The following is a 12,176-nucleotide window of genomic DNA, read 5'->3' on the forward strand; positions in this document are numbered from 1 at the left end:
CCGCCCGTGCACAACGACAAGCATTATCCCTTCATAAAAGTCAGCATGACGGCGCTGGCGCTGCTGGTCGCTCCGCTCGCGCTACAGGCGCAGGATAAGGCCGCTGAAGCCTCGCAGGGGACCCAGGAATCACTGAACATTGATGCGGCCGATCAGCAGGCGCCCGGAACCACAAAAACCACCGACGATGCCTCAACCGGCAACGGTGATGGAAAGAAAGTCGCCTCGGCCAGCCAGCCAGCGACGCCGCTGGTGCCCGGCACCGCCACCTGGGACAGCTTCCACGGCCAGCTTAACGCGCAGAAATACAGTCCCCTGACCCAAATTACGGCGGATAACGTCGGGAAATTAACGAAAGTCTGGGAGTTCCATACCGGCGACGTCTCGGACGGTAAAGGCGATACGCCAGCTACCGTCTGGTCCGCAACGCCCATTTTCGCCAACGATACGCTCTACATCGGCACGCCATTCGATCGCCTGATTGCGCTGGATCCGGGGACGGGTAAAGAGAAGTGGCACTATGACACCAAATCGTCGCGCAAGGCGCTGACCCAGCCGGTGCTGAAAAATCGCGGCGTTTCCTACTGGCAGGCCAAAAATCCGGTGACAGGTGAGGCATGCCAGAAGATGGTCTATATGGGCACCGTTGACGGCAAGCTCTTTGCGCTGGACGCCGATTCAGGCAAACCGTGCAGCGGCTTTGCGAACAACGGCGTGCTGGATCTGAACCAGTGGAACACCGTTAACGCGAAGTATCCGCTCTCTGTCCTGCAACCGCCAACCGTTGTCGGCAACCATCTGCTGGTGGGCTGGGCCGGGAAGGACTGGGCCTATGCCGAAGCCCCTCCGGGCACCGTATTTTCAGTCAACGCCCAGACCGGTAAGCTTGAGTGGACCTTTGAGGCGATCCCGGCAGAGATCCGCAAGCGTACCGGTACCGCCAACGTCTGGACGCACATGTCCGCCGACGAGGCTAACGGGCTGGTCTATCTCCCGGTCTCATCGCCGTCTCCCAACTATTGGGGCGGCAACCGCGTAGACGCTATTCCGCTTGGCACCTCGACCACCGCCCTGGACATCAACACCGGTAAAGTGGTCTGGTCACGTCAGTGGGTACACCACGACGTCTGGGATTACGATATCAACTCCGCCCCGACGCTGATGGACATCACCGTAGACGGCAAGCAGATCCCGGCGCTGGTGCAGGCCACCAAGCAGGGTTTCCTGTTTGTGGTTAACCGCCTGACGGGGGAGGACGTATGGCCAATCGAAGAACGTCCGGTTCCGCAGGGTGATGGTTCGGTCCAGGGTGAAGTTCTCTCGCCCACGCAGCCATTCCCGACCAAACCCGCGCCGCTGCTCGACCAGTCGAAAAAACCGGAAATCTGGAAGCTGGCGGATATCGTCGGTGGCGGCCAGTGCTCCCGTCTGTGGGATAACCTGACCTATGAGGGAATGTATACCCCGCCAACCACCAAAGGTGAAGGCACGCTAACCTATCCTGATAGCGCTGGCGGCGTCCAGTGGGGTGGGGTGGCGTTCGATCCGCAAAAACAGATCGCCATCGTCAACACCTCGCATATCGTCCAGTACGTGAAGCTGTACAGCCGTGAGGATTACGATAACGCAGACAAAGACTCCGGCAACGAAAGCGGCTTTGCCCCACAGGAAGGCGCCCCGTACGGTATGCGTCTGCTGGTGGCGAGCAACTGGCTTGGCATGCCGTGCTGGCAACCGCCGTTTGGTGAAATCGTGGCGCTGGACATGCACACGGGCGATGTGAAATGGCGTCGTCCGGTTGGCGCCTCCCAGCAGTATGGCTTCTTCATGCCGGAAAGCTGGGGTTCACCTACCATTGGCGGTCCGGCAGTGACGGCGGGCGGCGTGATCTTCATCGGTGCCTCAATGGATGCCAAAGTGCGTGCCTACTCGGTCGAGAGCGGTGAAGAGCTGTGGTCCGATCAGGCCGAAGCTCCGGTGGTAGCGAACCCGTCCGTCTATGAATATAAAGGTCGCCAGTATGTGGCCTTCGTGGCTGGCGGGAATACGATCCTGAAGGATCAGGTGGGCGATCAGGTGGTGGTCTACGCCTTGCCGGAATAATTCAGCAGGAAGGGGAAATAAGCGTGGGGCCTGCGGGCCCCACTTTATTTTGCAGTAGTTGTTTTACCGACGCGTTATTTATCGGCTGATGCGCCAGCACGCGCTGACATCTGCTCGGCGGACTTCAGATGCTGCTCAACGACCGGAGTGTGCTCGTTGGCCAGAGCCTTCACATCTGGATCGTCGATTTTACTGGCGTCGCTTTTAAGCTTCGACAGCACCTTCTCGTGGTCCTTCACGCCAGCATATTCCATATACATTTTGTCAAAAGCGTCACCGCGCTGGTTTTCCAGCCTTGAGTTCAGGGCTTTATGCGCGGCGTCTGGTTCGGTCGGCAGCTCCACGCCCTTTTTCTGGGCAACGGTCTTGACTTTGGTCAGCGCGGCGCCGTGATCGTCGACCATTTTCTGGGCGAATGTTTTCACTTCACTGGTTTGGGCCTTGTCGAGGGCGAGCCTGGCGGCGGCAACTTCGTTGATATTGGCCTGCGCCATGTCCTTCAATGCTTTCTCGTCGCCGGAGCTGAGTTTGGCGTCCGGTTGAGCCTGGCCCGCAGTTTGAGTTTGCGCGGCGCTGGTTGTCTGGGCTTGTACGCCAACGGTGCTGAACATTGCTGCAACTGCTGATACGGCTAGCAGCCTTTTCAGGGTTTTACTCGTGTGCATATTGTTCTCCTGATGGTCATGGTACAGGTAAGTTTCAATTGCTTCAGGCGCAACCGGCAGATAAATGGCGACTGCACAGGTCAGTATAGTAGATGAACCTGCTGTACCCGCTGTTCAGGTCAGTAATGGCTGGTCGTGATGCTCAATCCTTCTACAATATTGATACGGATCATTTACATATTTGCTGCTAATGTTAAATATATAGATTCATCAACAGGAGGAATGATATGAAAAAAGCACTATTAGGGAGTGTATTGGCTTTAACAGTAGCAAGCTTCGGCGCGTCTGCGGCAGATATGATTTCCAAGGATGAAGCGCACCACTTCAAGCTTGAATACCTTGGTAATGTATCTGTAGGGGCTTCAGGTGGACAAATTTCTTCACCTTCAGATCTTCATCAAAAACTCTCAAAACTGGCAGACGAGAAGGGCGGGAAATACTACGTCATCATTGCTGCCCGCGAGCATGGCCCTAACTTCCAGGCCGTTGCAGAAGTCTTTAAATAATTTTCTCGAATAACACAAAAACCCGCTAATGGCGGGTTTTTGCCTACAAACAGCCAATAAAATGCCCCTGATGCGGGGCGAGTGTGAGTCAAAGCTTTTCTTATATTTATCTTTTTTGTGCTCTAAGGCTTTGGGACAATAACACCTTGTTTAAATAATGCAATCTAAATGCATATTTAAATGCGACGGCAGCATACGTTACACAGATAGTCTACTCTTTACATACAGTTATGGTTAAAGGCAGTTAATCGTTAGCTGTCGCCTGCTGGAGAATGGAAACAGTAAACGGTTGCAAGAGGTAAACATGAACGTTGACGCACTGACGCAAAAGGCAGAAGAAGAAATTTCAGCGCTTATAACCAAAAAAATTTCAGAGTTACGTAAAAAAACAGGGCAGGAAGTGTCTGAAATTGAGTTTATCGCTCGTGAAGCCATGACAGGCCTCGAGGGGTATGAGGTAAAAATCAAACTTATTTAATCAAAATTATTACCTGTTTCGGGACACTGGATAAATCAGAACGGCAAACGTCAGCCAGGACTATCCTGCGCGTGGCAGGATTGAAGCCAAAAAGCCCGGTGACGCTGCGCTTACCGGGCCTACAATTAACGCAATCCACAGGCCGGGCAGGGTGTAGCCGCCACCCGGCTTACCAGGCTTACACTATCGCGTTCGGGCACGCTTCGCCCTTTTCGAGTTGACGCAAATTCCCCAGCGTGGTTTCCGAAATGCTGATCAGCGCTTCGGCGGTCAGGAACGCCTGGTGCCCTGTGAACAACACGTTGTGACAGGCAGACAGGCGACGGAACACGTCGTCCTGGATCACGTCATTAGATTTATCCTCAAAGAACAGATCGCGTTCGTTCTCGTACACATCCATACCCAACGCGCCGATTTTTTGCGTTTTCAACGCTTCGATAGCCGCCTGAGAGTCGATCAGCCCGCCGCGGCTGGTATTGATGATCATCACGCCGTCTTTCATCTGGTCGAACGCCGACTGGTTAAGCAGATGATAGTTCTCCGGGGTCAGCGGACAGTGCAGGGAGATAACGTCAGACTGCGAGAAGAGCGTTTTCAGATCGACATACTCCACGCCAAGCTCCAGCGCAGCGGCGCTTGGGTACGGATCAAACGCCAGCAGGCGCATGCCAAATCCTTTCAGGATGCGAAGGGCGGCCACGCCAATTTTGCCGGTACCGATGACGCCTGCGGTTTTACCGTACATGGTAAAGCCGGTCAGCCCTTCCAGAGAGAAGTTAGCATCACGGGTTCGCTGATAGGCACGGTGAATACGACGGTTGAGCGACATCATCATCCCGACCGCATGTTCTGCCACGGCTTCCGGAGAATAGGCCGGGACGCGAACGACCTTCAGACCCAGCTCTTTGGCGGCATCGAGATCGACGTTGTTAAAGCCCGCGCAGCGCAGGGCAATGTATTTCACGCCCTGTTTTTTTAACTCTTCCAGCACCGGTCGGCTACCGTCGTCGTTAACGAAGATACACACGCCTTCGCAGCCGTGGGCGGTTTTAGCCGTCTTTTCAGTTAGCAGAAAGTCGAAAAAATCAAGATCGAAACCGTACGTCTCGTTAACATGTTGCAGATACTTTTTGTCGTACTGCTTTGTGCTATATACCGCGAGTTTCATAAGACTTTCTCCAGTGATTTTGGAACCACGTTAGCATGTTTAAAATTATCTTACAATTTTTCAAAATTCATTGAAATCAATAAGTTCTATGAATTATTGTAGAGCATCTACTCTTAAAAATGGCATTACCTTCAACTGACTGGCTAAACATGCGACAATGAGCGGCAAGAACGGCTTATTTTTTTCGCAAAATCAGGATATTAACTGCCCATGAAGGGTAAATACAAAGCCGCAATCGCGCTATTACTGCTGCTATTTCTTGTGCCGCTGACGCTGCTGATGACGCTCGCCCAGTGGGTACCCACGCTCGCCGGGATCTGGCTCCCCGTTGGAACGCGCATCGCGTTTGAAAAAAGCCCACGGCTCACGCGTCACGCCCTGATCATCCCCGATCTCCGCTATCTGGTAGAAGAGTGTGAAATTGCCCGCGTGGAAAACGTGACTCTGTCACACCCCAGCCGCTGGGATCTGGATATTGGCGCACTTGAACTTAACTCTGTCTGCCTGAGCAAATTACCGCAATCGGCGCCATCTACGGTGGCGCCGAAAACGCTGGCGCAGTGGCAGGCCATCCTGCCCAACACCTGGCTGACCATCCATCGCTTTACCCTTTCTCCCTGGCAGCAGTGGGAGGGTGAGCTGCATGCCTCACTGACGCCAGCCCGCCAGGACATCACCTATAACGGCGAGCAGGTGAGCATTAAGGGGCAGTTGCGCGGCCAGACCCTTTCCATCAGCCAGTTCGATGTGCAACTGCCGGATCAGCCGCAGCCCGTGAAGCTGGTCGGTGAATTTACCCTGCCGCTGGTGCCGGACGGCGTGCCGGTGAAAGGGCATACGGTCGCGACCTTTAACGTGCCACAGTTATCCTCGCTGGTCGATGCCGAACTGGACTGGGAGGACAATCAGGGCCAGCTGGTGGTCATGGCGCGGGACAACCCCGATCCGCTGCTCGATTTACCGTGGCAGATCACCGCTCAGCAGTTGACCATCAGCGACGGACGCTGGAACTGGTTAGCCTCCGGCGTGCCAATGAGCGGACGCGTCGGGCTGAAAGTGGATAACTGGCAGCGGGGGCTGGAGAAAGCCACCTTCACGGGGCGGCTCAACGTGCTGACCCAGGGGGATGCGGGTAAGGGCAACGCGGTGCTGAATATCGGTCCCGGCTCGCTCAGTATGGATAACAGCGCTATGCCGCTGCACCTGAGCGGGGAAGCCAAGCAAAACGATCTGATCCTGTATGCCAGGCTCCCGGCGATGCTGACCGGCAGCCTTTACGATCCGCAGCTTACGTTTGAACCCGGCGCTTTATTGCGCTCGCGCGGGCGCATCATCGACTCGCTGGATATCGATGAGATCCGCTGGCCGCTGGCGGGCGTGAAGCTCACGCAGAAGGGCGTGGACGGCCGCCTGCAAGCCATTCTGCGGGCGCATGAAAACGAAATGGGCGATTTTGAGCTGCATCTGGACGGCCAGGCTAACGACTTTTTACCGGACAACGGTTTGTGGCAGTGGCGCTACTGGGGTAAAGGGAATTTCACGCCAATGAACGCGCGCTGGGATGTCCGGGGAACCGGGGAGTGGCGCGACAACGTTATCGAACTGACCGATCTTTCCACGGGGTTCGACAAATTGCAGTACGGTACGATGCTGGTCAGCAAGCCGCGCCTGGTGCTGGATCACCCGGTGCGCTGGTCGCGGGACCCGGATAACCCCACCTTTAGCGGCGCGCTCGCGCTTAACGCCGGGCAAACAAGCTTTTCAGGCGGAAGCGTGCTGCCGCCGTCCGTTTTGACCTTCAGCGTTGACGGGACAGACCCGACGGTGTTCCAGTTTAAAGGGAACCTGCATGCGGACGACATCGGCCCGGTCCAGGTGAATGGACGCTGGGACGGCGAACGCCTTCGCGGTCAGGCCTGGTGGCCAAAACAGTCTCTTACGGTGTTTCAGCCGCTGATCCCGCCAGACTGGAAAATGACCCTGCGCGGCGGCGAAATGTACGCGCAGGTGGCTTTCTCCGCGGCCCCCGATCAGGGGTTTGAGGCCGGGGGGCACGGGGTGCTGAAAGCGGGCAGCGCGTGGATGCCGGATAACGAGATCAACGGCGTGGATTTTGTTCTTCCGTTCCGCTTAAGCCAGGGTACCTGGTCGCTGGGCACGCGCGGGCCGGTAACGTTACGAATCGACGAGGTGAAAAACCTGGTCACAGCCCGAAATATCACCGCGGATCTCCAGGGCGATTATCCCTGGACCGAAGCGAACCCGCTCCTGCTCACCAACGTGAAGGTGGAAGCGCTCGGCGGGAAAATCACCATGCAGCAGTTGAGAATGCCGCAGCACGATCCGGCTTTACTGCGCGTGGATAATATTTCCTCCAGCGAACTGATAAGCGCGGTGAATCCGAAGCAGTTTGTCATGTCCGGCCCGGTGAGCGGCGCGCTGCCGTTCTGGCTGGACAATGAAAAATGGATCATTAAAGATGGCTGGCTGACCAACCCGGGGCCGATGACGCTGCGCATCGACCAGGACACGGCGGATGCCATTGTGAAAGACAACATGGTTGCCGGGGCGGCGATCAACTGGCTCCGCTATATGGAAATTTCGCAGTCGTGGACAAAACTCAATGTGGATAATCTGGGTGTGTTAACCATGCAGGCGGCCATTAAAGGCACCAGCCGCGTCGAAGGTAAAAGCAGTTTCGTAAATCTGAATTACACCCATGAAGAGAACATTTTTACCCTCTGGCGCAGCCTGCGCTTTGGGGACAATCTGCAAACATGGTTTGAGCAACATGCGGCGATACCCCTTCTCCGCGGTTCGACAGGCAAGGAAAGTGAGGAACAACAATGAAAAAGAGGGCTGGTGTACTCACCGTGGCCGTCGTCGCGCTGCTGTCAGGCTGCACGCCGCGCATTGAAGTGGCGGCGCCCAAAGAGCCGATCACCATCAACATGAACGTGAAAATCGAGCATGAAATCCATATCAAGGTGGATAAAGACGTTGAAGCCCTGCTGAAATCCCGCAGCGATCTGTTCTGAGGATGTCATGAAACGATTAGCTCTGATGTTACTGGCGCTGGGGATGAACGTTCACGCCGCCACGCTTACGCTCAACGATGCGCGTGCCCAGGGGCGCGTAGGGGAAACCCTGAGCGGCTATCTTGCGCCCGTTCAGCACGACGCTGAAACCCTGGCGCTGGTGAACCGTATCAACGCCGCACGCACGGAAAGTTACCAGCAGCTGGCTGACAGTAATAATTTACCCGTCGACGAGGTGGCGAAAATGGCGGGACAAAAGCTGGTGGCCCGCGCGCAGCCGGGTGAGTACGTGAAGGGAATTAACGGCAAGTGGCTGAAAAAATAGCTAGCGATAACGCCTGCGGTATTCGCCCGGCGAAACCCCGAAACGCTGCTTAAAGGCGGTGGAAAAATGGCTATGGTCGGTGAAACCCCAGCTGTAGCCAATCCCCGCCAGCTTTTCGTCATCGCTGATGGAACGCAGCGCCTGAGCGCATAAATCGAGGCGACGGTTCTTAATATACTGCGCTACCACCAGCCCTTTCCCGGCAAACATGCGGTACAAGCTACGCACGGACATGCCGCTCTCTGAGGCTATCCACTCCGGTCTTAACGCCTCCGACTGAATATGATCATCAATCAGGGACAAAACGTGGCGGAACTGACGCTCCTTGCGCGGCAGCACCTCGTCATGCTGCTGGAAGGCCGGACGCAGCAGACACACCATCGCCTCAAGCGCCGCTTCGCTTTCACTGGCGCTGAGATCGGCATTGCCCATGCTCTCCTGTAACAGTCGGTAGCTCAGCTGTACGGTAGGCAGACTGCGGGAGAGGGGCAGCGCGCACCTCACTTCCTGAAAACGCGCGTGTTGCTCAATGATTTGTCGCGGGAGCAGCAGCGAAATCTGGCGGGAACGCTCCTGCCAGTAAATGGAGCACGGGCGGGAGGCGTCAATCAGCGTGATATCCCCGGCTTTCAGCATCGCGCGCTGGTCGTCCTGTTCGATTCCGGCGCTGCCTTCCAGCTGAAACACGGTGTAGAACCAGGCATCGTTGCCGTTTTTGATCTCCTGACGGGTGCGAAACAGGTTAACGCCTGCGGCGGTCACCGTGCTCAGCTTCAGACTTTGGGTGTAGCTGGTTTCCAGCTCGCCGAGAAACGCCCCCTCTAACGGACGTGCCGCAAAATGCCCACAAACCTGGTTAATTTGCGCCAGCCACTGCTGAAAATTGTCCTGTTCGCTTGCACACGCCATTGATGTTCTCGCTGCACCGTCACTGTTTTCGCATTGTTGCATTTATGTTGCATTTTGTCAGGGCTACGAGGCTGACTATAGGAAAGAACACTCAACGGTTACAGCGATATAAGCGGGAATTATCACGATTTGCGGACCCTGTCACAGCTGGCAAAGCGAATGTCACACAGACAAAAGCAGGAATGCGAATCCCCTCTTAGACTGCATACACACCCTGCGAAGCATAACGAAGGAGTATCCTATGTCCGAATCACACGTCGCCATCCTGCCGGGCGTGCAGCAGTTTTTAGATCGCCAGCACGGCCTGTGGATCGAAGGGCGTCAGGTGGCATCCGATAGCGAAAAGCGTCTGAACGTCTACAACCCGGCGACCGGAGAGGTTATTGCCTCTACCGCCGATGCCAGCGTCGATGATGTCGATCGTGCGGTGATGTCTGGCTGGCGCGCCTTTGTCGCCCGAAGCTGGGCCGGACGGCTGCCGGCAGAGCGGGAACGCATCCTGCTGCGGTTTGCGGATCTGGTGGAACAGCATGGCGAAGAGCTGGCACAGCTCGAAACCCTGGAGCAGGGGAAATCGATTAACATTTCCCGCGCCTTCGAGGTGGGCTGCACCCTGAACTGGATGCGCTACACGGCAGGGCTGACCACCAAAATTGCCGGTAAAACCCTCGATCTCTCGATTCCACTGCCGCAGGGCGCGCGTTATCAGGCGTGGACGCGTAAAGAGCCGGTGGGAGTCGTGGCGGGGATTGTGCCGTGGAACTTCCCGCTGATGATTGGCATGTGGAAAGTGATGCCCGCGCTGGCGGCAGGTTGCTCCATCGTGATCAAACCGTCGGAAACCACGCCGCTCACCCTGTTACGGGTGGCGGAACTGGCGAGCGAGGCGGGGATTCCGGAGGGTGTGTTCAACGTGGTGACCGGCAGTGGCGCCGTCTGTGGCGCGGCGCTGACCTCGCACCCGCGCATTGCCAAAGTGAGCTTTACCGGTTCGACGGCGACAGGCAAGCAGATTGCCCGCGCGGCGGCGGACACGCTAACGGGCGTGACGCTGGAGCTGGGCGGCAAAAACCCGGCCATCGTGCTGAAAGATGCCGATCCGGCGTGGGTGATTGAAGGGCTGATGACCGGCAGCTTCCTGAACCAGGGGCAGGTCTGCGCGGCCAGCTCGCGCATTTATATTGAGGCTCCGCTGTTCGACACGCTGGTCAGCGGGTTTGAACAGGCCGTGAAATCCCTCAGCGTCGGGCCGGGCATGTCGCCGGAGGCGTTTATCAACCCGCTGGTGTCGCGCGCCCACTGCGATAAGGTTCAGGCGTTCCTGGATGAGGCGAAGGCGCACAATGCGGAGCTGATCGCCGGGAACCGGGGGCCAGACGGCAAAGGCTATTACGTTTCGCCAACGCTGGTGGTCAACCCGGATAATCATCTGCGGCTGACGCGTGAAGAGGTCTTCGGGCCGGTGGTGAACCTGGTTCGTGTGGCCGATGGGGAAGAGGCGCTTCAGCTGGCGAATGACACTGAATATGGCTTAACGGCCAGCGTCTGGACGCAGAACATCAGTAAAGCGCTGGCGTATACCGACAGGTTACAGGCCGGAACCGTGTGGGTGAACAGCCACACGCTGATCGACGCCAACCTGCCGTTCGGCGGCATGAAGCAGTCCGGCACCGGGCGCGATTTCGGCCCCGACTGGCTGGACGGCTGGTGTGAAACCAAGTCGGTGTGTGTGCGGTATTAAAAAAAACGCCGGGTGGCGGCTACGCCTTACCCGGCCTACGGGATGGAGGAAAAGGTTGGTTTTGTAGGCCGGGTAAGCGCAGCGCCACCCGGCGTAACTTACAGCGACCACCGATCCCGCCCGGCCTCCTTAGCCCTGTACAGCGCCGCATCGGCGCGGGCAATGATTTCCGGGCCGGCAAGCCCTGCGGTATAGCCTGCAATGCCCATACTCGTCGTCACATATTCACTCACCTTCGACGCGCTGTGCGGAATGGCTGCGTTGCGCAGGCCAGCCTGGATCCGCGCGGCGACTTTCTCAGCAATGCTTTCTTCGCAGTCAAAGAGGATCACCACAAACTCCTCGCCACCGTAGCGCGAAACCACATCCTCTGGCGTGCGCACCGAGGTGTTCAGCACCTCTGCCACCCGCGCGAGACACGCATCTCCGGCCTGGTGACCGTAGGTGTCGTTATACAGTTTGAAGTAATCGACATCCAGCATCAGCACCGCGAAGCGTTTGCCTTGCTCTACGGCATTTTCCAGCACCAGCTCCATCGCCCGGCGGTTGGCCGTTTTCGTCAGCGGATCCTGATGGGCCAGCGCATCCAGCCGTGAAATTAAACGCTGATTCTGCTGGTTGCGACGCCACGCCTCTTCAAACCAGCTCAACAGGATATAGCGCCCGCACACGAGAATGAACGTGAACACCACCCACAGCCCGGCAAAGCGATAATTAATTTCCTGATTCAGCAGCATGCTGGCAACGGGCAGGCTTACCCATAGCGGAACGGTGAAGCAGAGCAGTGCAACCGGGTGAAAATAGAGCGCGGTCATACCGGCCATCAGCAGGGTAACGAATATAGGCCAGGGATGAGGAAGCTGTAACACGTTGATAAACCAGTAACAACTTATCGACCACAGCAGGCTGCACATAAACAAAACGGCGCTGACGCCGCGGATGTGGCGCCAGGCCATGATCACCAGCGCTACGGAAAGGATCACCACGCCCAGCATGGAGGCGTCAATCATCTGCCGCAGAGGGGGGCTGATGTGCAGGAGGGCATCGATATGGCCGAACAGCGAATTGCGCAGCAGGACCATAAGGGCAAAGCTGGCATTCACAAAGGCGAGCCACGGCAGGTTCACGGCCAACCCGTGAACAACCATTGATTTACGGGTAGGCCATATCGCGGGTTCGGGTGTGGCTGGATGTCTTTTTTCCATTGAAGAGAATTTTCCTTGAGCGGGCGGAACGTCCGCCC

General features: G+C 56.8%; 11 protein-coding genes. 7 read left to right on the plus strand and 4 right to left on the minus strand.

Annotation, left to right across the window (positions count from 1 at the left end):
- The first annotated feature begins 6 nt into the window (after positions 1–6).
- Entirely contained in the window at positions 7–2,103 is a 2,097-nt protein-coding gene (locus tag ACOTY5_RS06020) for a pyrroloquinoline quinone-dependent dehydrogenase (RefSeq protein WP_062933939.1), read from the plus strand.
- A 74-nt stretch (positions 2,104–2,177) separates the two neighbouring features.
- Here ACOTY5_RS06020 and ACOTY5_RS06025 read toward each other — a convergent pair whose 3' ends face one another.
- Positions 2,178–2,768, minus strand: coding sequence for a DUF4142 domain-containing protein (locus ACOTY5_RS06025; RefSeq protein WP_045141549.1), 591 nt, complete (start codon positions 2,766–2,768; stop codon positions 2,178–2,180).
- Between the two features lie 227 nt (positions 2,769–2,995).
- On the opposite strand from ACOTY5_RS06025, the gene ACOTY5_RS06030 reads away from it, so the two are divergent.
- Positions 2,996–3,274, plus strand: a complete 279-nt coding sequence (locus ACOTY5_RS06030; protein WP_003857380.1) for a DUF1471 domain-containing protein — start codon at positions 2,996–2,998, stop codon at positions 3,272–3,274.
- 304 nt (positions 3,275–3,578) lie between these two features.
- Entirely contained in the window at positions 3,579–3,752 is a 174-nt protein-coding gene (locus ACOTY5_RS06035; protein ID WP_006808842.1) for a GnsA/GnsB family addiction module toxin, read from the plus strand.
- A 178-nt stretch (positions 3,753–3,930) separates the two neighbouring features.
- On the opposite strand, the gene ACOTY5_RS06040 is transcribed toward ACOTY5_RS06035, so the two are convergent.
- Positions 3,931–4,920 carry a 2-hydroxyacid dehydrogenase gene (locus ACOTY5_RS06040; RefSeq protein ID WP_045141548.1) on the minus strand — a complete coding sequence of 330 codons (990 nt, stop codon included), beginning with the start codon at positions 4,918–4,920 and terminating at the stop codon, positions 3,931–3,933.
- A 210-nt stretch (positions 4,921–5,130) separates the two neighbouring features.
- Here ACOTY5_RS06040 and ACOTY5_RS06045 point away from each other — a divergent pair, with 210 nt between their 5' ends.
- Genes ACOTY5_RS06045 through ACOTY5_RS06055 form a run of 3 tightly spaced genes read left to right on the plus strand, consistent with a single transcriptional unit; the run spans position 5,131 to position 8,283 of the window.
- The gene (locus tag ACOTY5_RS06045; RefSeq protein WP_045141547.1) at positions 5,131–7,770 is read left to right on the plus strand and encodes a YdbH family protein; all 2,640 of its coding nucleotides are present in this window, start codon (positions 5,131–5,133) and stop codon (positions 7,768–7,770) included.
- The gene (locus tag ACOTY5_RS06050; RefSeq protein ID WP_003857369.1) at positions 7,767–7,958 is read left to right on the plus strand and encodes a YnbE family lipoprotein; all 192 of its coding nucleotides are present in this window, start codon (positions 7,767–7,769) and stop codon (positions 7,956–7,958) included. The genes ACOTY5_RS06045 and ACOTY5_RS06050 overlap by 4 nt, the downstream gene beginning before the upstream one ends.
- A gap of 7 nt (positions 7,959–7,965) precedes the next feature.
- Positions 7,966–8,283, plus strand: coding sequence for a YdbL family protein (locus ACOTY5_RS06055; RefSeq protein ID WP_006808832.1), 318 nt, complete (start codon positions 7,966–7,968; stop codon positions 8,281–8,283).
- Here ACOTY5_RS06055 and feaR read toward each other — a convergent pair whose 3' ends face one another.
- Complete coding sequence (gene feaR / locus ACOTY5_RS06060; protein ID WP_045141546.1) at positions 8,284–9,192, minus strand: transcriptional regulator FeaR; 909 nt, start codon at positions 9,190–9,192, stop codon at positions 8,284–8,286.
- 241 nt (positions 9,193–9,433) lie between these two features.
- Between feaR and ACOTY5_RS06065 the strand changes: the two genes are divergently transcribed.
- On the plus strand, positions 9,434–10,933 hold the full coding sequence (locus ACOTY5_RS06065; protein ID WP_045141545.1) for an aldehyde dehydrogenase family protein: 1,500 nt from the start codon (positions 9,434–9,436) through the stop codon (positions 10,931–10,933).
- A 98-nt stretch (positions 10,934–11,031) separates the two neighbouring features.
- Here the strand turns inward: ACOTY5_RS06065 and ACOTY5_RS06070 are convergent, their stop codons facing one another.
- A complete protein-coding gene (locus tag ACOTY5_RS06070; protein ID WP_045141544.1) occupies positions 11,032–12,138 on the minus strand; it encodes a GGDEF domain-containing protein in 1,107 nt (368 codons plus the stop codon).
- Between the last annotated feature and the right edge of the window lie 38 nt (positions 12,139–12,176).

The organism is Enterobacter cloacae complex sp. SHL018 (assembly GCF_049237905.1).
Classification (GTDB): domain Bacteria; phylum Pseudomonadota; class Gammaproteobacteria; order Enterobacterales; family Enterobacteriaceae; genus Enterobacter; species Enterobacter hormaechei_C.

Coding starts and splice junctions, on each gene's coding strand:
- ACOTY5_RS06065 (WP_045141545.1), top strand. CDS start 9,434: ATGTCCGAATCACACGTCGCCATCCTGCCGGGCGTGCAGCAGTTTTTA.
- ACOTY5_RS06035 (WP_006808842.1), top strand. CDS start 3,579: ATGAACGTTGACGCACTGACGCAAAAGGCAGAAGAAGAAATTTCAGCG.
- ACOTY5_RS06025 (WP_045141549.1), bottom strand. CDS start 2,768: ATGCACACGAGTAAAACCCTGAAAAGGCTGCTAGCCGTATCAGCAGTT.
- ACOTY5_RS06030 (WP_003857380.1), top strand. CDS start 2,996: ATGAAAAAAGCACTATTAGGGAGTGTATTGGCTTTAACAGTAGCAAGC.
- feaR (WP_045141546.1), bottom strand. CDS start 9,192: ATGGCGTGTGCAAGCGAACAGGACAATTTTCAGCAGTGGCTGGCGCAA.
- ACOTY5_RS06040 (WP_045141548.1), bottom strand. CDS start 4,920: ATGAAACTCGCGGTATATAGCACAAAGCAGTACGACAAAAAGTATCTG.
- ACOTY5_RS06055 (WP_006808832.1), top strand. CDS start 7,966: ATGAAACGATTAGCTCTGATGTTACTGGCGCTGGGGATGAACGTTCAC.
- ACOTY5_RS06045 (WP_045141547.1), top strand. CDS start 5,131: ATGAAGGGTAAATACAAAGCCGCAATCGCGCTATTACTGCTGCTATTT.
- ACOTY5_RS06070 (WP_045141544.1), bottom strand. CDS start 12,138: ATGGAAAAAAGACATCCAGCCACACCCGAACCCGCGATATGGCCTACC.
- ACOTY5_RS06050 (WP_003857369.1), top strand. CDS start 7,767: ATGAAAAAGAGGGCTGGTGTACTCACCGTGGCCGTCGTCGCGCTGCTG.